Here is a 16,920-nt window from a genome sequence, read left to right on the forward strand (position 1 = left end):
ACATGAACGAGTTTTCGATGGGGCGGCGGCGGTTTCTCGGTCTGACGGCGGCGGCCGGCGCGGCGGCCGCGAGCGCGGCCCTGCTCGGTGAGCCGGTCGCCGCGGCCACCTCCACGGTCGACTACGCCGGGCTCAAGCGCGCCCTCAAGGGTCCGCTGCTGCGGCCCGGCGACGCCGGTTACGCGGTGGCGGCCCGGCCGTACAACAGCGCCCTGGGTGTCCGCCGGCCGGCCGCGATCGCCAAGGTGGCCGGCGTCGACGACGTGCGGACCTGCGTGCGGCGGGTGCGCGGGCACGGCGTCCCGCTCGCCGCCCGCGCCGGCGGGCACAGCTACGCCGGCTTCTCCACGCCGAACAACGGCGTCGTCGTCGACCTCTCCGCCCTCAAGGGCATCACGATCCGGGGCGACGGCACGGCCGTGGTCGGCGCCGGGGTGCGGCTCATCGACCTCTACTCGGCGCTGGCCGCACACGGCCGGGCGCTGCCGGCCGGCTCCTGCCCGACGGTCGGCGTGGCCGGCAGCACCCTCGGCGGCGGCATCGGCGTGGTCGCCCGGACGTACGGCCTCACCTGCGACCACTTGCGGGCGGCCACCGTCGTCACCGCTGACGGCGCCGTGCACACGGTCGACGGCAACCACGACGCCGACCTGCTCTGGGCGCTGCGCGGCGGCGGAGGCGGCAACGGCGGCATCGTCACCAGCTTCACCTTCGGCACCGTGCCGGCGCCCACGGTCACGGTCTTCACGCTGCGCTTCCCGGCCGCCCGCACGTCCCGGGTGCTGCGCGCCTGGTCGCAGTGGATGGACGCGGCCCCCGACCAGCTCACCTCGCTGTGCGCGGTCACCGCCGCGAGCACCCCGGCCAACCGGGTGACCGGCGCCTGGACCGGCTCGGCGTCGGCGCTGACCCGGCACCTGACCGCGCTGATCAGCGCGGTCGGCGCGAGTCCCACCTCGCGGACGGTGCACACCTACAACTACCTGACCGCGATGAAGTACTTCGCCGGGTGCCTGTCCAAGACCGTCGCCGTCTGCCACACCCCCGGCCAGGAGGCCTTCCGGGCCGCGTCGCGCATGCTCGACCGTACGGTCACCGCCTCCATCGCCGACCGGGTGGTCGCCCTGATGCGCAAGCAGAAGGGCATGGTCCTGCTCTTCGACTCCCTGCGCGGCCAGGTCGGCCGGATCAGGGCCGCCGACACCGCGTTCGTCCACCGCGGCGCGCACGCCTCGGTGCAGGTCTACAGCGGCAACGCGGCCAACGGCCCGGCTGTGCTCGCGGTGCAGCAGGCGCTGGCCCCGATCGTCGGCCACGGCTCGTACGTCAATTATCTGAACCCGGGCCAGAAGGACTGGGCGAGCGCCTACTACGGCACCAACCTGCCCCGCCTGCGCCAGGTGATCCGCAAGTACGACCCGGCCCGCGTGTTCGACTTCCAGCAGTCGGTCCTGCGCGCGTAGCTATATCCGCGGCGAGACGTGGTAGTGGGCGATCCGCCACGTCTCACCGGAGCGGCGGGCGACGACGGTGAGGGTGAGCGGAAGCGGCGGCCGGCTGCCCGGGGCGAACGTGAACTCGACCGCCGCGAAGCCCAGCACCACGTCGTCGGCGAGCATGCGGTCCTGCAGGACGTCGTAAGTGACGGCCATCCCCATCGGCTGCCCGGCGTAGTACTCCCGCACGCCGGCCGGGCCCACGCTGTACGGATGCAGGCCCTGAAAGACGGCGTCGTCGGTGAACAGCGCGGCGACCCGGTCCGGAAGGTGCCGGTCGACCGCGTCCCGCCAGGCGTCGAGGAGGCCGCGAAGCGCGATCTCGGTCATCGTCCACCAGCGCTCTGGCCGCCGTCGACGTGCAGGATCTCGCCGGTGACGAAGGAGGCGTTCTCCAGGTAGAGGATGGCGTCGGTGACGTCGCCGATCTCGCCCATCCGGCCGATCGGATGCAGGCCGGCCAGGGCGTCGTACGTCTCGGGCGGGTGCATGCCGGTCTTGACGACGCCGGGGGAGACCGCGTTGAAGCGGATGCCCCGGGCCGCGTACTCGATGGCCAGGGCCTTGGTCGCGGAGTTGAGACCGCCCTTGGTCAGCGGGGCCAGGGCCGCCGGCGCGCCGGCGGTGGACCGTTCGGCGAGGGTCGTGGTGATGGTGACGACGTGGCCGCCGCCCTGCTCGAGCATGGCGGCGACCGCGCGCTGGGTGATCGCGACGAAGCCGCGCAGGTTGACCCCGACCACCCGGTCGAAGTCCTCGCCGGTGTACTCCGTGAACGGCTTGGCGACGAAGACCCCGGCGTTGTTGACCAGCGTGTCGACGCGGCCGAACTCGGCCCGGCCGGCGTCGATCACCCGGGCGCCGACCGCGGGATCGGCGATGTCGCCCGGCACGGCGAGCACCCCCGGGTCGCCGGACGGTTCGATGCTCCGCGAGGTGGCGACGACCCGATAGCCGAGCTTGCGGTAGGCGGCGACCGTGGCGGCGCCGATTCCCTGTGAGGCTCCCGTTACTACTGCGACCTTGGACATGCCTCGACTATCGGGTCTGTGGCCCCTCACGCGTACCGGTTGAACACCCTGGCCGGTGGAGGGCCGGTGACCTACGGGAGGGGTACCCGGGCCGGGGCGGTGCGGTTGGTGGTGGTGCCGTCGCCGAGCTGGCCGGACACGTTGAAGCCCCAGCACCAGAGGCTGTCGTCGGAGCGGGGCGCGCACGTGTGGTAGGCGACGGCGAAGCCGCGGGTGGCCGAGGTGCCGGTGGCCGTGGGCGTGTAGCGGTTGGTCGTGCTGCCGTCGCCGATCTGGCCGGCCATGTTGTTGCCCCAGCACCACAGGGTGCTGTCGGCGCGGGTGGCGCAGGCGGTGTCGAAGCTCGCGTCGACGGCCGTCCAGGCGGCGCCGGAGCCGATCTGCAGCGGGGTCCGCTGGAAGGTGACGTTCGCGCCGAGCTGGCCGTAGCCGTTCTCGCCCCAGCACCAGAGCGTCTGGCCGGAGCGGACGGCGCAGGTGAAGGCATACCCGGTCGTCACCTGCGACCACGTGGTGGCCGTGCCGACCTGGGCCGGCGTCGTGGTGTAGGCGACGGCGTCGAGGCCGAGCTGGCCGCTGCTGCCGTCGCCCCAGCACCACAGCGTGCCGTCCGCCCGTACCGCGCAGGTGTGCCCGAAGCCGGTGGCGACGCTCGCCCAGTTGCTCGCCGTGCCGACCCGCACCGGGGTGGTCGAGTAGTAGTCGGAGCCGCCGGTGCCCAATTGCCCGAGCCGGTTGAAGCCCCAGCACCACAGGGATCCGTCGGTACGGACGGCGCAGGTGTGCGCGTCGCCCGCGCTGACCGTCGACCACGTGGCGTCGCCGACCCGCACCGGGGCGGTGCGGTTGGTGGTGGTGCCGTCGCCCACCTGGCCGCGCCGGTTGCTGCCCCAGCACCAGAGCGAGTCGTCGGTGCGGATGCCGCAGGTGTGGCTGGTGCCCGCGTCGACGGCTTTCCATCCGGTGCCGACCCGGACCGGGGAGGTACGGGCGGTGGTGGTGCCGTCGCCGAGCTGGCCGCTGCCGTTGCCGCCCCAGCACGACAGCGAGCCGTCGGCCGGGATCGCGCAGGTGTGCAGATAACCCGCTGCCACGTCGGTGACCGGCGCGGCGGCGGCCGGGCCGGTCACGACTCCGAGGAACGACGCCACCAGCGCCAGGACGACCAGGATGCGACGGAGAATCATGCCTGAAGACGCTACGGGAGCGCTCCCATACATTCAAGCTCGTGATTGTGTTACCGAAACTCGCTCCGGTAGGTCGGCGTCAGTTCGGCCGTCCGGGGTCGAGCGGCCGCCCCGGCGGCTCTCAGTGAAGAGTTCCGTTCCACCACATGTACGGCGAGCACCGGCCCGGGTAGCCCGCCGCCGTATTGCCGGACTGGCAGATCCGGATGCGGTGGATGGCCCGGTAGGAGGTCCAGGGCGTGCCGTCACCCCCGGGGCGGTCGGTGATCCCGAAGTACTCGTTGCTGGTCGAATACCAGAACACCTGCAGCACGCACCCGTACGACTTGCTCTTGGTGCCGACGGTCGCGTTCTTGTAGGTGGCGTGGTTGAACGAGCCGGACGGGGACTCGACGGCGGCGACGCACTCTTCGCCGGCCGCGTTCTGCACATGAAGCGCGTAGACGTCGGCGTGCGCCGCGGTGCCGGTGGCGACGAGCCCGGCGCCGACGGTCAGTATGACGGCGGCCAGGTGCGCCAGCCTCTTGGTGATCATGTGGCTTTCCTTTCGTCAACGGGGATCCAGCGAGGTCGATGCTCAGCGCCGCGCGCCCGGGACGGCAACATCGATCTGTCTGCGACCTGGGGCTTCATGCCCCCAGCGACAGATGCCGGATAAATGGTGACGGAGATTGTCACCATTGGCGGTCACCGTGGAGACATGGACCTGAAGAACAAGATCGCGCTCGTGGCCGGGGCCACTCGTGGGGCCGGGCGGGCGCTCGCTGTCGAACTCGGCCGGGCCGGGGCCACCGTCTACGTCACCGGCCGCACCACCCACGACCGTGTCAGTGAGGTCGGCCGGACCACGGAGACCATCGAGGAGACCGGGGAACTGGTCACCGCGGCCGGCGGCACCGGCATCGCCGTACCCACCGATCATCTCGACGAGGCTCAGGTGCGGGCCCTCGCCGAACGGATCGACCGCGAGCAGGGCCGGCTCGACATCCTGGTCAACGACCTCTGGGGTGGCGAGCATCTGCTGATCGGCTCGGTCTTCGGCAAGAAGAGCTGGGAGACCCCGCTCGCCGACGGCCTGCGCATCCTCGAGCTCGGCGTGCGGTCGCACCTGATCACCGCCGCGCTCGTCCTGCCGCTGCTGGTGCGCTCGCCGGCCCCGCTGCACGTGGAGGTCACCGACGGCACTGCCTCGTTCAACCGCCGCTACCGCGAGAACCTTTACTACGACCTCGCCAAGAACGCGCCGATCCGGATCGCGTTCGGGCTGGGGGAGGAGCTGAAGGAGTTCGGTGGTACGGCGGTGGCCGTGACCCCCGGCTTCCTGCGCTCGGAACAGATGCTCGCCCACTTCGGCGTGACCGAGGAGAACTGGCGCGACGCCGTCCGGCAGGAGCCGCATTTCGCGATCGCCGAGTCACCGCACTATCTGGCCCGCGGGGTCGCCGCGCTGGCCGCCGACCCGGATCGGGCGTCCCGCTGGAACGGCAAGTCGGTTTCCAGCGGGGAGCTGGCGAAGGCCTATGACGTACGGGATGTGGACGGCACCCAGCCCGACTCCATCGCCTACTTCGAGGACGTCGTCTACGGCGGCAAGCAGGCCACGTCCGACGACTACCGCTGATACAGCTCGATCAGGGCCTGCGCGTGCTCACGGAACCGGGCGCGCAGGCCCGCCGGGGCCACCACCTCGACGGCCGCGCCCAGGCTGACGAGCTGGCCGAAGGCGACCTCCTCGGACTCCACCGGCAGCTCGACCGTGACCAGCCCGTCCTCGTCCGGGCCGGTCGCGGCGGCCAGCCCGGCCGGATCGGCCACGGCGCGTACCCGCCGCAGACCGGCCTCGGTGGTACGCAGGGAGACGGTCGCGCGCATCATGGCCCGGGCGAACTCGGCCGCGCCGGCCTCCCAGTGCGCGGCCAGATCGAACGCCGGGTCGCGGGCGAAGGGCTCGCCCGCGGCGGTGGCCCGCACGCGGTCGACCCGGTACGTGCGCCAGGCGCCGTCGCGATCCGGGACGCGGCCCACGACGTACCAGACCCCGGCTTTCAAGACCAGACCGTACGGTTCGAGCAGTCGCGTCACGGTCGCGCGGTCCGGCCGCGCATAGGTCAGCTCGACGGTGTGGTCGGACCACACCGCCCGGGCCAGCTCGGGCAGCAGTTCCGGGGCCGACGGTTCCCGGAACCAGGCCGGCGCGTCGAGCAGGAAGCGGCGCGTCGACGACTCGGCGGCCGCCCGCACCGACGGGATCAGGGTGGCCGACAGCTTGAGCCGGGCCGCGTCGGCGGCGCCGGCCAGACCCAGATCGCGCAGCGCGGTGGGCAGCCCCGACAGGAACAGCGTCTCCGCCTCGGTCGGATGCAGCGTGGTGAGCCGGGTCCGGTATCCGGGCGCGAGGTGATAACCACCCCCGCGCCCGAGCTCGGACCGGATCGGCACCCCGGCCTCCTGCAGCGCCTGCGCGTCGCGGATCACCGTGCGCTCGGAGACTTCCAGCTCCCGGGCCAGCGCGGCCCCGGTCAGACCGGGACTCGACTGGACGAGCAGGGCCATGCGGATCAGGCGGGCGGCGCGCATGACTCCATGATGAGCCCCGGTGTCAGCGGCTGATCGCGGCGATCGCCTCGCGGATCACGCCGGCCACCTCGCGCGGGTGCGAGATCATCACGACGTGCGAGGAGTCGATCTCCACCGGGCGGATGCCGCCTCGCCGGTAGCCGAAGCGCTCGACGTCCGGGTTGATGGTGTTGTCGCTCGAGGAGATCACGCCCCAGGCGGGCGTGGTGCGCCAGGCGGCGACGGCGGCCGGCTCGGTGAAGGCGGCCGCGGCCAGTGGGCGCTGCGACACCGCCAGGACCTGGGCCAGCGTGGGGTCGATGTCGTGGGCGAAGATCTTCGGGAACTTCGCGATGTCGACGCTGACGTCGGTGCCGGTCTCGGTCGACCCCTCGATCGGGTACGAGGTGTAGACCAGCGCCGAGGCCAGTTCCGAGTCGGGGAACCGGCCCTGCAGCTGGGCCAGGCTCTCGCCCTCCTCCAGGGCGTAGCCGGCCAGGTAGACCAGGGCTTCGACGTTCTCCTCGGCGCCGGCGACGGTGATGACGGCGCCGCCGTACGAGTGACCGACCAGCACCACGGGCCCGTCGATCGAGCGCAGCACCGAGCTGAGGTAGGCCGCGTCGCCGGACAGCGACCGGTTCGGCACCGCCGGGACGAGCACCTTCAAGCCGGCGTCGAGCAGTTCGGGCACGAGCTTGGCGAAGCTCGACCCGTCGGCGAAAGCGCCGTGGACGAGTACGACGGTGGGGTTCATCGGCTGCGGCCCTCCTCGAGGAAGTCCTGCAGGGAGTGACGGCGTAGCCAGTGGTCCATCTCGGTTCCTCTCTGTGTGTCCAGGCGAGCACACCAGGAACCACTGCACGATCACTGCACGTCGGATGCAGTGCCCTGGCCAGCCAGAATGTCGTCGATCTGGGCCATTTCCCGGGCGTATTCGACCGGGCCGACAGCGTCGGCGAAGACGGTCTCCCGCCCCCGGACGAGCGAGCGCACCAGCTCGGCCGCCGCGCGGGCCCGGTCGCTCTCGCCGAGGCGGTGCCGCGCCACGGCCAGGGACAGGGCCGACGACCAGGTGGTGAGCTCATCGTCGGGATCCTTGTGCTCCAGCGCCCACTGCGCCATCCGCGCCGCCTCCTCGTCGTTCCCGAGTTTCAGCGCGATCCAGGCTCGGGACGAGGCCAGGTAGCAATGCATGTCCGGCAGACCGGCCGCGCCGGCCAGGTCGAAGGCCTCGGCCGCGGCGAGGGCCGCGGCGGCCGGCTGATCGTCCTCGTCCAGCAGGCGCGCCAGCGTCTCCAGCGCGTACACCAGCACGCTCGGCTCACCGGCCCGGCGAGCGACCTCGACCGCGCGTTCGGCGTACGTCACCTGCCCGCTGCCGACGGTGATGGGAGCCGCGGCGAGGTTGCGCAGGACCTGCGCCTGGCCGATCAGGTCGTCCCGGCCCTCCGCGATGGCCAGTGCCCGCAGCAGGTAGTCGCGGGCGAGGCCGGGCGAGTGCGGTCTGTGCTGCACCGCCGCCTCCCGCAGAATCAGTGTCTCGAGCTCTGGATCGCCCAGGCCGGCCACCGCCTCCACCGCTCGCGTCGCCTGCCGGCGGATCTCGGCCGACGAGGCGGGCTGGGACGACCGCATCGGCCGGACGTACACCATGATCAATGCCGCGTCCCGCGCCCAGCCTCTTCGCAGGGCGAGATCGGTGACGGCCGCGATGGTGGCGCGTTCGGCCCGGTACCAGCGCTGCGCCGCCCCCACGTCCGGCGGCCGGGACGGGAAGACGCCGGGCGGAGGCGGCCCAGGGTCGGCCGGGGGCAGCAGCTTGAAGGTCAGGTAGGCGTTACGCGACGAGTGCACGTAGTGCTCCACCAGCCGGCGTTCCGCGTCGTGCCGGCCGTCGTCGGCCAGTTCCGCGGCGTAGGCCTTGAGCAGGTCGTGCGCCGTGTACCGGCCGGCGCCGAGCGGGGTCAGCATGGTGGTGACGGTCAGCTCGGTCAGCGCGGCCCGCACCTCGCCGCCCGCGATGCTGGCCGCGGCGCCGGCCGAGACATCGGTGTCCGGGTGGACGGCGAGCAGCCGGAACAGCCCGGCCGCGGGCTCGGACAGGACGCGGTAGGACCAGGAGAAGGCCGACCGTACGCTGTCGTGCTCCCCGGTGTCGAGCACGTCGAGCCGGTGCTCGGGGAGCCCCAGGTCGGCCACGACGTCGGTCAGGCTCCCCTCGGGACTGATCGCGATCCGGGCGGCCGCGATGGACAGCGCCAGCGGCAGGCCGGCGCAGAGGTCCACCAGCCGGTCGGCTGCGGCCGGTTCCGCCGCCAGCCGGGCCGCGCCCAGCCGGCGGGCGAGGACGTCCCGGGCGGCCGCGCGGTTGAGCCGCCCGACGTGCACCGGCCAGGCTCCTTCGCGCGCGACCAGGCTGGGCATGCGGTTGCGGCTGGTGATCACGACCAGGCTGCCCGGCGAGGCGGGCAGCAGCGGCCGGACCTGGGCCGAGTCGCGGGCGTTGTCGAGCAGCACGATCATGCGCCGGCCGGCCAGCGCCGACCGGAACCGCGCGCTCAGCGCGTCCGGATCGTCGCGGCCGGTCGGTCCGGTCTCCAGGCTGATCAGCAGCGTGGCCAGCGCCTCGGCCGGGCGCAGCTGGCGCTCGCCCGGTGCGAAGCCGCGCAGGTCGAGGTAGAGCTGGCCGTCGGGGTAGTCGCCGGCGATCCGGTGCGCCCAGTCGACGGCCAGGGCGGTCTTGCCGGCGCCGCCCATGCCGCTGAGCACGATCAGGCCGGTGCGGCGTCCCGCCTCCAGCGCGGCGGTCAGGTCGGCCCGAGGGCTGAAGGCGGTCACCCGCAGCGGGAGCTGGGCCGGCCGGGACCCGTCGGGCGCGTCCGGCTCGGTCAGCGCTTCCCGGTGCGCCGCCTGAAGCTCGGCGCCGGGGCCGGCGCCCAGCTCCTCGGCCAGCCGCTGCCGTACCTGCTCGTAGCGGGTGAGCGCCTCGGCCCGTCGCCCGGCCGCGGTCAGCAACCGGATCAGCCGGGCCTGCAGGGGCTCGTGGAACGGCGCCGACGCCGCGACCGCGCTCACCAGGGGAAGAAGCCGAGGGTCGGCGGCCCGGACGGCCACGTCGATCCGGGCGGTCTCGATGGCGGTGAACGCCGGCAGTTCCCGCACGCTCGCCGGCAACCCGGCGAACGGCTGTCCCTGGGCGAGGGTCAGCGCCTGTTCGATCCGCTCCTGTGCGGCCAGTTCGAAGAACGCCATCAGATCCGACGTCCGGGCGTCCTGCCGCAGTCGGTAGCCCTCGCCGACCGGGAGGAGCCAGGCGCCCGGTTCCCGGTTCGGCAGGTCCGGCTCGAACAACCGGCGGACCTGCCCGATCAGGCGCTGGACCTGGTTCTCGGCGCTGGCCGGCGGGCGGTCGCCCCAGAGCGTGTCGATCAGCTCGGCCACCCCGACAGTGGCCCCGCGCGCCGCCAGCAGGACGGCGAGCACGGTCCGGGCGCGGACCGTTCCGAGCGCGGCCTCGGTGCCCGCGCGCCACACCCGCAGGCCCCCGAAAACGCTGATCTTGATCATGTTCCCAGCCTGAGGGCTTCCCCGCCGCCAGGCAACCATACGAAAGGGCCGGGACGCGGCGCTGCGTCCCGGCCCTTTCAGCGGGGGGTTACTTGGTCGTGTAGCGGATGACGTCCGTGCGCAGGACGTCACCGGAGACCTTCACGGCCTTGAAGGTGTGCTTGGTGTTCTTCAGGCCGGTGACGGCGAAGACCGTCTTCTGGGTGGCGCGGGCGGCGCTGCTCGTGTCGACCCGCTTGGTGAGCTTGCCGTCGAGGTAGATGTCGACCAGGCCCTGGTCGGGGCCGACGGCGGTGATCCATTCGACGCCGGTGCCGCTGAAGGCGTACGACACGGAATCGCCGTTGACCTTGGTCGCGTGGACGTCGTCGAGGTAGTCGCCGCGGAAGGCGAAGTCGAGCTGCGCCTTGCCGGTCGCGAGGGTGGCCAGGTAGGCGGAACGAAGCGTCACGGTCGAACCCGACACGGTGTAGTCGGTGCCCTTCGTCAGGCCCTTGACGCCGATGAACTCGCTGCCGTCGCGCAGCAGCTTGACCGTGACGTCGGCCGGGGCCTTCTTGTCGAAGGACGCGGTCGGCGGGTCGAGCAGGCTCGGCTGGAGCACGTCGATCCGGTCGAGCAGCATGAACTGGCCGGACTTCTTGACCGCCATCAGCGTGTGGCTGCCGTTGGGCAGGTCGTTGACCGAGAAGACGGCCTGCTGGGACAGGCGCGGCTGGCCCTGCTCACGGCCCGTGTTGACGGTCTTGACGAAGGCGCCGTCGAGGTAGATGTCGACCTCGCCCTGCGAGGTGTCCATCTCCGTCACGTACGAGACGCCGGTGCCGGTGAACGTGTACTGGAACGAGTCGCCGTTGCGCTCGGTGTAGTGCACGTTGTCGTTGTAGTCGCCCAGGCCGCGGCCGCTGCTCTGCGACCAGGTGCCGGCGTACGCGATGCCGGTGTCGGTGTTGTCGTGGGTGATCGTGCGGACCGGGCCCGACGTCGACGGCGGGGTGGTGGCGCCGGTGTCGGTGACGGTCAGCTCGAGCGGCTGCGAGGTGGCCGCGACCTCCTGGCCGCCGTTGCGCGACCAGTCGCCGGTGTAGCCGACGCGCAGGGCGTCGTTGTTGACGGCGACCTTGGCCCCGGCCTGCGGGGTGACCTTGAGCAGGCGCACGCCGTGGATCGGCACGGTGGTGGCGGTGTATCCGGTGGCGAAGCGGCCCAGGTCCTTGCGGGCCCACAGGTCACGGACGGTGGCGGCGCCGGTGAGGCCGAGGTCCGACCAGTTCGCCGTGATGTCCTTGTCGGTGCGGCCCAGGTTGAACAGGGCCACGGTGTAGCTGCCGTCGGCGTTCAGGGCGTACCAGATCGGCTGCTGGGCGGTCGCCGAGACGGGGCGGGCCGGGGTGCCGGCCTGGTCGACCGCGATCACCTCGGGGTTGGTGAGCAGGCTCAGACCGTACGAATCAAGCTTGGTCAGGTCGTTGCCGAGATAGATCGGAGCCGCCGAGATGGCCCAGAGGGTCATCGCGGTCCGGCGCTCGTCCTGGGTCAGGCCGTCCATGGTGCCGTTGCCGATGTTGAGCGAGTCGAGGTCGTTCCAGCCGCCGTTGCCGCCGTTGCGCCACCAGGTGGCCAGGTCGGGGAAGAGCCGGGCGATGTTCTGCCACTGAGTGAGCGCCTCGTCGGCGCAGTAGCACTCGACGTCCCAGTCGATGCGCCAGCCGTTGGCCTTGGAGCGCCAGTAGTCGGCGTACTTGGGGTCGAGGGCCCAGGACAGCTCGAACCAGATCTTGTTCCGCTTGAGCGCCGACGACCAGGCGGCGACGTCGTCGCGGGCGTCGAGCGAGAGGTCGCTGATGCCGGAGCCGGGGGTGACGCTGTCGAACTTGACGAAGTTGACGCCCCACGAGCCGAACAGGTCGGCGATCGAGTCGATGTACTTCTGCGAGCACGGGTTGGAGAAGTCGATCCGGTATCCCAGGTTCCAGTAGTCGGCCTGCTGGATCGGCTGCTTGACGATGTCGTGCGTGGTGCAGCCGGGCGCGCCGGCGATCGGCAGGCTCGCCTTGTAGATGTCCGGGGAGATGCCCGGGATCATGTACAGGCCGAACTTCTGGCCGTTCTTGTGGACGTGGTCGATGACCTTCTGGAAGCCCTGCGGGTAGAGGGTGGTGCTGGGCTTCGGCCGGCCGTTGGCGTCGAAACCGTCGTTCCAGCCGGCGTCGACGTTGATGTAGTTGTAGCCGTACTTCTGCAGCTTGGCCTTCATGGCGTCGGACTGCTTGATGAGCTGGTCGCCGGTGATCCACTTACCGTTGCCGGAGTAGACCTGCATGCTGAAGCTGCTCCACCCCATGTAGGGCTTGACGGCCCAGGGGTCGGGGGTGGAGGCGCCCGGCCCGGCGGCTTTCGTCGCGGGTGCGGCCGAGGGCGGCACCCGGGTCGCGCCGGTGGCCTTCGGGCTGGGCTTGGGGCCCGGGTCGGCCTGCGCGGCGGAAGCGCCGGCGCCCAGGGGCAGGAGCATCGCCAAACCGAGGACGGCGGCGGAACGGAACCTCACGGTGTTACCTCCTGAAGCGGGGGTACGAAGCCCGGCCCGCGCCGAACATCCACAGTGGCCCTCGACCGGTCGGTGGGTCGGTGTCGGGGGCCTCGGCGCTGGTGAGAGGGCGGGCACAAGGTGCGACGAGCTTAGGACCGCCGACTTAAGGAAATCAATACTTGACGAAGGAAATTATTGAGCTTAGGTTTCGGCCATGTTTCCCGAGATCGGCCATCAGCCGATGACCTCGGCCACGAGGGCCGTTCCGGTGCGGACCGGGCCTTCAGGCCGTCCACAGGAGGTCTGATGGCAACCATCACGCCGCACAAGATTCCGCAGGCCGGAGCGGCCGAACGGCCCTCCGCGCCGGTCGTGCGCCGGCGCAGCCGGCGGGCCGAGTTCCAGAAGTCGTGGCGGCTGCACTGGCAGCTCTACCTGCTGGCGCTCATCCCGATCGCGTACTTCGTGATCTTCAAGTACGTCCCGATGGCCTTCAACGTGATCGCGTTCAAGGACTACAGCCCCGTGCTGGGTCCCTGGGGCAGCGAGTGGGTCGGGCTGGACAACTTCCAGCGGCTGTTCACCAACCCGGTCTTCGGCACCCTGCTCAAGAACACTTTCATCCTGGCGTTCTACCTGGTGCTGGCGAGCTTCCCGATCCCGATCCTGCTGGCCATCGCGCTCAACGAGATCCGCAACGGCTGGTTCAAGCGCACCGTGCAGATGGTGACCTACGCGCCGTACTTCATCTCCACGGTCGTGGTCGTCTCGATCACGATCCTGCTGCTGGCGCCGAACGGCATCGTCAACGACGGGATCGGCAACGTCGGGGTGGGCCCGATCGACTTCCTCGGCGATCCGGACTTCTTCCGGCACGTCTACGTGTGGTCCGACGTGTGGCAGACGGCCGGATATTCGGCGGTCATCTACATGGCCGCGCTGGCCGGCATCGACCCCGCGCTGCACGAGTCGGCCAAGGTCGACGGGGCCAGCCGGCTCCAGCGCATCCGGCACATCGACCTGCCGGGAATCATGCCGACCGCCGTCATCATGCTCATTCTCGGCGTCGGCAACATGATGGCGATCGGGTTCGAGAAGGCCTATCTGCTGCAGAACAGCCTCAATCTCGCCCAATCGGAAATCATTCCCACGTACGTCTACAAGACCGGCCTGATCAACGCCGACTTCAGCATGGCCACGGCCGTCGGTCTCTTCAATTCAGTGGTCAATCTCTGCCTGCTCCTGGTGGTCAACTTCGTCGCCAAGCGGGTCACCGGAAACGGACTGTGGCGATGAGCGCGACGACCCTTTCGAAAAAGCCGGCCAAGGTCCGGGAGCCGTTCAGCGACCGGATCTTCCTGATCGTCGTCACGCTGATGCTCGTCGTGCTGCTGGCGCTGGTGCTGCTGCCGCTGATCTACATCGTGGCCAGCTCGTTCAGCAGCCCGGAGGCGGTGAACGCGGGCCGGGTGAGCCTCTGGCCGGTCGAGTTCTCCCTCGAGGCGTACCGCTCGGCCCTCAACAACTCCGAAGTTCTGCAGGGCTATTACAACTCGCTGATCTACGCGGTCGCCGGCACCATCATCAGCGTCACGCTGACCGTGGCCATCGCGTACCCGCTGTCCCGGAAGAACTTCTACGGGCGCAACGTCATCATGACGCTGCTCATCTTCACCATGCTGTTCTCCGGCGGCCTGATCCCGACCTACATGGTCGTGCACGACCTCGGCATGCTGGACACCCGCTGGGCCCTGCTGATCCCCAACGCGATCGGCGTGTGGCAGGTGATCATCGCGCGCACCTTCTTCGCCAACACGATCCCGGACGAGCTCTACGAGGCGTCGCAGCTCGACGGGGCGGGCGGCCTGCGGACCCTGTGGTCGGTGGTGCTGCCGCTGTCGAAGCCGCTGCTGGCCGTGCTCGCCCTGATGTACACGATCTATCAGTGGAACACCTATTTCGACGCCCTGGTGTACCTCAAAGACCCCGATCTGTTCCCGCTGCAGATCGTGCTGCGCAACATTCTCATCCTCAACACCCCGGGCCGGGCCGGCTCCGTCGATCTGGCCCAGTCGATGCATCAAATGCAGTTGGCAAACGTTCTGCGGTACGCGCTCATCGTCATCTCGAGCCTGCCCGTCCTGATCATCTACCCCTTCGTTGCCCGCTTCTTCACCAAGGGCGTGCTCGTCGGCGCCGTCAAGGGCTGATTCACAGAAATGGAAGGAATCATGAGGAGATCATTCATAGCCGTCGGGGTCGCCGCGACGCTGGTGGCGGCCGGGTGCTCGTCCAGCAAGAAGGACGACGCCCCGCAGGCGAAGATGGACGGCGACAAGGTGATCATCACGGCGATGGCCGCGGCCGACGCCGACACCAAGCTCGACACCAACGCCACCACCACGATGGTCAGCGACAAGTTCAAGATCAAGTTCCAGTGGACGACCACCACCATGGACGGCGGGCCGGCCAAGGAGAAGCGGCAGATCGCCATCTCCAGCGGTGACTACCCGGACCTGTTCATGCTGACCCCGTACGTCGACGCCTTCACCAAGCCCGAGGTGCAGAAGCTCGGCCAGCAGGGTGTCGCGGTACCGCTGGAAGACCTGATCAAGGAGTACGCGCCGAACGTCCAGAAGGCGCTCGACGGCAACGCGACTCTCAAGGCGATGTCGACCACGCCGGACGGCCACATCTACGCGCTGCCGCAGTGGTCCGACTGCTTCCACTGCACGTACTGGAACAAGCTCTGGATCAACTCGGAGTGGCTGAAGAAGGTCAACCTTCCGATGCCGAAGACCACCGAGGAGCTGCGGGCGGTCCTGCGGGCCTTCAAGACCAAGGACCCGAACGGCAACGGCAAGGCCGACGAGATCCCGATGACCACCGACACGCAGGACAGCACGCTGATCGGCTACCTGATGGGCGCCTTCGCGTACGCCCCGTTCGGCGCCAGCAACGGTGTCCCGTCCCTGCTCGAGCTCAACGGCGACACGGTGCAGACGCCGGTCGACAAGCCCGAGTGGCGTGAAGGCCTCAAGTACATCAACTCGCTGTACTCCGAAGGCCTGATCGACCGGGCCTCGTTCACCCAGAACGCCGAGGCGCTGCAGGCCACGGGCAACGACCCCAAGGCCGTACGGATCGGCTCCTCGCCGGTGCTCTACCCCGGCATCTTCGTCCAGCTGGGCCAGAAGGACGGCCGCGACAAGCAGTACGACGCCGCGCCGCCGCTGACCGGTCCGGCCGGCAAGAGCTACACCGCGTACAACAACCCGACCTCGACCGGCTACACCTTCATGCTGACCAACAAGTCCAGCAAAGAGGCCCGGATCGCGGCCCTCAAGATGCTCGACTACATCTACACCGACGAGGGCCAGCTCACCGTCAACGCCGGCCCCGAGAACGTCGCCTGGGTCAAGCCCGCCGCCGGCGACATCGCGCTGGACGAGAGCGTGAAGCCGACCTGGAAGGCCAAGGACTCGGCCGACGTCCCGAAGAACGTCGCCTGGTCGTCCATGTCGCAGTACAACGTCACGACCAAGCTGCGCAACGAGCAGGCCGTGCCGAAGGACATCTACTCCGAGCAGGGGCTGGAGCGCCGGCTGTTCGAGGCGTCCAAGCTGTACGAGCCGCACGTCGACAAGGCGAAGGTCTTCCCCGAGGCGCAGATCTGGGTCGACCCGAGCGACGTCTCCGAGCTGGCCACCCTGAAGACCAACCTGGACAGCTACGTCAGCCAGGGTGAGCTGGCCTTCGTGACCGGCTCGAAGAACATCGACACCGACTGGGACGCCTTCGTCAAGGGCCTGGACGGGATCGGCATGAAGCGCTACCTGGAGCTCAACCAGAAGGCGTACGACCGGTACAAGTCGACGAACAAGTAGTCACGCGCGAGCCCGGCCGGCTGCTCAGGCAGTCGGCCGGGCTTTCTGCGGGTAGATCGTCTCGTGCCGGGCCAGCATGGCCACGAACTCGACGATCTTCCGCTCCCGGGTCTCGGCCCGCTTCACCGCGTTCAGCCGGTGGATGAGAGCGAACCGGTTGGCGCTGGTCAGCACCTCGAACATGGCCTGAGCGGCCGGCTCGGCGGCGACAGCGGCCAGCAGGTCATCCGGCACCACGGCCTCCGACGGCGGCGCGTACGCGGCTTCCCACCGCCCGTCCGCCTTGGCCGCCTCGACCGCGGCCCGGCCCGCCGGGTGCATCCGCCCCGCCGCCTCCAGCCGGGCCACGTGCCCGACGTTGCGCCGAGACCAGGAGCTGCGAGCTCGCCGGGGCGTGAACCGGATCCACGACATCGTCTCGTCGTGCTTGCGGGCCTGCCCGTCGATCCACCCGAAACAGAGCGCCTCGTCAACCGCGTCCTGCCACGTGAGCGTGGTGACGGCGCCACCCTTCTTCGTCAGCGCCAGCCAGATACCGGGCGACGTGTCATGGTGCTCAGCCAGCCACGCCCGCAACTCCCCGGCGTCGGCGAAAATCATTTCTTCCAGCACAACGGGCTCCGTCTTGGCCATGCCAGCAGGCTAGCGGCGCCCTCTGACATT

Annotated in this window: 14 protein-coding genes; 5 read left to right on the top strand and 9 right to left on the bottom strand. The window is 70.1% G+C overall.

What is annotated here, in order from left to right:
* Window positions 1-2: 2 nt before the first annotated feature.
* Window positions 3-1,463, top strand: coding sequence for an FAD-binding oxidoreductase (locus tag ACGFJ7_RS21905; RefSeq protein ID WP_392643436.1), 1,461 nt, complete (start codon window positions 3-5; stop codon window positions 1,461-1,463).
* Here the strand turns inward: ACGFJ7_RS21905 and ACGFJ7_RS21910 are convergent, their stop codons facing one another.
* The 4 genes from ACGFJ7_RS21910 to ACGFJ7_RS21925 form a co-directional block, all read right to left on the bottom strand.
* On the bottom strand, window positions 1,464-1,826 hold the full coding sequence (locus tag ACGFJ7_RS21910) for an SgcJ/EcaC family oxidoreductase (RefSeq protein ID WP_360256427.1): 363 nt from the start codon (window positions 1,824-1,826) through the stop codon (window positions 1,464-1,466). It abuts the gene before it with no gap.
* The gene (locus tag ACGFJ7_RS21915) at window positions 1,823-2,527 is read right to left on the bottom strand and encodes an SDR family NAD(P)-dependent oxidoreductase (protein ID WP_392643438.1); all 705 of its coding nucleotides are present in this window, start codon (window positions 2,525-2,527) and stop codon (window positions 1,823-1,825) included. Before ACGFJ7_RS21915 ends, ACGFJ7_RS21910 begins: the two co-directional genes overlap by 4 nt.
* A 71-nt stretch (window positions 2,528-2,598) precedes the next feature.
* Window positions 2,599-3,714, bottom strand: coding sequence for a hypothetical protein (locus ACGFJ7_RS21920; protein WP_360256432.1), 1,116 nt, complete (start codon window positions 3,712-3,714; stop codon window positions 2,599-2,601).
* Between the two features lie 121 nt (window positions 3,715-3,835).
* A complete protein-coding gene (locus tag ACGFJ7_RS21925; RefSeq protein WP_360256434.1) occupies window positions 3,836-4,249 on the bottom strand; it encodes a hypothetical protein in 414 nt (137 codons plus the stop codon).
* Window positions 4,250-4,414: 165 nt separating this feature from the next.
* Between ACGFJ7_RS21925 and ACGFJ7_RS21930 the strand changes: the two genes are divergently transcribed.
* Window positions 4,415-5,335, top strand: a complete 921-nt coding sequence (locus tag ACGFJ7_RS21930) for an SDR family oxidoreductase (RefSeq protein ID WP_360256436.1) — start codon at window positions 4,415-4,417, stop codon at window positions 5,333-5,335.
* On the opposite strand, the gene ACGFJ7_RS21935 is transcribed toward ACGFJ7_RS21930, so the two are convergent.
* The 4 genes from ACGFJ7_RS21935 to ACGFJ7_RS21950 form a co-directional block, all read right to left on the bottom strand.
* Window positions 5,326-6,291 carry a helix-turn-helix transcriptional regulator gene (locus tag ACGFJ7_RS21935; protein ID WP_392643440.1) on the bottom strand — a complete coding sequence of 322 codons (966 nt, stop codon included), beginning with the start codon at window positions 6,289-6,291 and terminating at the stop codon, window positions 5,326-5,328. The genes ACGFJ7_RS21930 and ACGFJ7_RS21935 overlap by 10 nt on opposite strands.
* A gap of 22 nt (window positions 6,292-6,313) precedes the next feature.
* The gene (locus ACGFJ7_RS21940) at window positions 6,314-7,027 is read right to left on the bottom strand and encodes an alpha/beta hydrolase (RefSeq protein WP_360256440.1); all 714 of its coding nucleotides are present in this window, start codon (window positions 7,025-7,027) and stop codon (window positions 6,314-6,316) included.
* A 110-nt stretch (window positions 7,028-7,137) separates the two neighbouring features.
* The gene (locus ACGFJ7_RS21945; protein ID WP_360256442.1) at window positions 7,138-9,840 is read right to left on the bottom strand and encodes a BTAD domain-containing putative transcriptional regulator; all 2,703 of its coding nucleotides are present in this window, start codon (window positions 9,838-9,840) and stop codon (window positions 7,138-7,140) included.
* 88 nt (window positions 9,841-9,928) lie between these two features.
* Window positions 9,929-12,388: a X2-like carbohydrate binding domain-containing protein gene (locus tag ACGFJ7_RS21950; protein ID WP_392643442.1), complete on the bottom strand. Its 2,460-nt coding sequence runs from the start codon at window positions 12,386-12,388 to the stop codon at window positions 9,929-9,931.
* 288 nt (window positions 12,389-12,676) lie between these two features.
* On the opposite strand from ACGFJ7_RS21950, the gene ACGFJ7_RS21955 reads away from it, so the two are divergent.
* The 3 genes from ACGFJ7_RS21955 to ACGFJ7_RS21965 are packed head-to-tail and all read left to right on the top strand — an operon-like array spanning window position 12,677 to window position 16,257.
* A complete protein-coding gene (locus tag ACGFJ7_RS21955) occupies window positions 12,677-13,666 on the top strand; it encodes an ABC transporter permease subunit (protein ID WP_360256447.1) in 990 nt (329 codons plus the stop codon).
* Entirely contained in the window at window positions 13,663-14,580 is a 918-nt protein-coding gene (locus ACGFJ7_RS21960) for a carbohydrate ABC transporter permease (RefSeq protein WP_360256450.1), read from the top strand. Before ACGFJ7_RS21955 ends, ACGFJ7_RS21960 begins: the two co-directional genes overlap by 4 nt.
* Before the next feature lie 21 nt (window positions 14,581-14,601).
* Window positions 14,602-16,257 (top strand): ABC transporter substrate-binding protein, encoded by a 1,656-nt coding sequence (locus ACGFJ7_RS21965; protein WP_392643444.1) that lies wholly within the window; start codon window positions 14,602-14,604, stop codon window positions 16,255-16,257.
* 24 nt (window positions 16,258-16,281) lie between these two features.
* On the opposite strand, the gene ACGFJ7_RS21970 is transcribed toward ACGFJ7_RS21965, so the two are convergent.
* Window positions 16,282-16,890: a YdeI family protein gene (locus ACGFJ7_RS21970; RefSeq protein WP_392643446.1), complete on the bottom strand. Its 609-nt coding sequence runs from the start codon at window positions 16,888-16,890 to the stop codon at window positions 16,282-16,284.
* Window positions 16,891-16,920: the final 30 nt, after the last annotated feature.

The organism is Actinoplanes sp. NPDC048988, assembly GCF_043197815.1.
Classification (GTDB): domain Bacteria; phylum Actinomycetota; class Actinomycetes; order Mycobacteriales; family Micromonosporaceae; genus Actinoplanes.

Excerpts from the sequence above, each read along its gene's own strand:
- ACGFJ7_RS21905 (WP_392643436.1), top strand. The coding sequence starts at position 3 with ATGAACGAGTTTTCGATGGGGCGGCGGCGGTTTCTCGGTCTGACGGCG.
- ACGFJ7_RS21910 (WP_360256427.1), bottom strand. The coding sequence starts at position 1,826 with ATGACCGAGATCGCGCTTCGCGGCCTCCTCGACGCCTGGCGGGACGCG.
- ACGFJ7_RS21915 (WP_392643438.1), bottom strand. The coding sequence starts at position 2,527 with ATGTCCAAGGTCGCAGTAGTAACGGGAGCCTCACAGGGAATCGGCGCC.
- ACGFJ7_RS21920 (WP_360256432.1), bottom strand. The coding sequence starts at position 3,714 with ATGATTCTCCGTCGCATCCTGGTCGTCCTGGCGCTGGTGGCGTCGTTC.
- ACGFJ7_RS21925 (WP_360256434.1), bottom strand. The coding sequence starts at position 4,249 with ATGATCACCAAGAGGCTGGCGCACCTGGCCGCCGTCATACTGACCGTC.
- ACGFJ7_RS21930 (WP_360256436.1), top strand. The coding sequence starts at position 4,415 with ATGGACCTGAAGAACAAGATCGCGCTCGTGGCCGGGGCCACTCGTGGG.
- ACGFJ7_RS21935 (WP_392643440.1), bottom strand. The coding sequence starts at position 6,291 with ATGCGCGCCGCCCGCCTGATCCGCATGGCCCTGCTCGTCCAGTCGAGT.
- ACGFJ7_RS21940 (WP_360256440.1), bottom strand. The coding sequence starts at position 7,027 with ATGAACCCCACCGTCGTACTCGTCCACGGCGCTTTCGCCGACGGGTCG.
- ACGFJ7_RS21945 (WP_360256442.1), bottom strand. The coding sequence starts at position 9,840 with ATGATCAAGATCAGCGTTTTCGGGGGCCTGCGGGTGTGGCGCGCGGGC.
- ACGFJ7_RS21955 (WP_360256447.1), top strand. The coding sequence starts at position 12,677 with ATGGCAACCATCACGCCGCACAAGATTCCGCAGGCCGGAGCGGCCGAA.
- ACGFJ7_RS21960 (WP_360256450.1), top strand. The coding sequence starts at position 13,663 with ATGAGCGCGACGACCCTTTCGAAAAAGCCGGCCAAGGTCCGGGAGCCG.
- ACGFJ7_RS21965 (WP_392643444.1), top strand. The coding sequence starts at position 14,602 with ATGAGGAGATCATTCATAGCCGTCGGGGTCGCCGCGACGCTGGTGGCG.
- ACGFJ7_RS21970 (WP_392643446.1), bottom strand. The coding sequence starts at position 16,890 with ATGGCCAAGACGGAGCCCGTTGTGCTGGAAGAAATGATTTTCGCCGAC.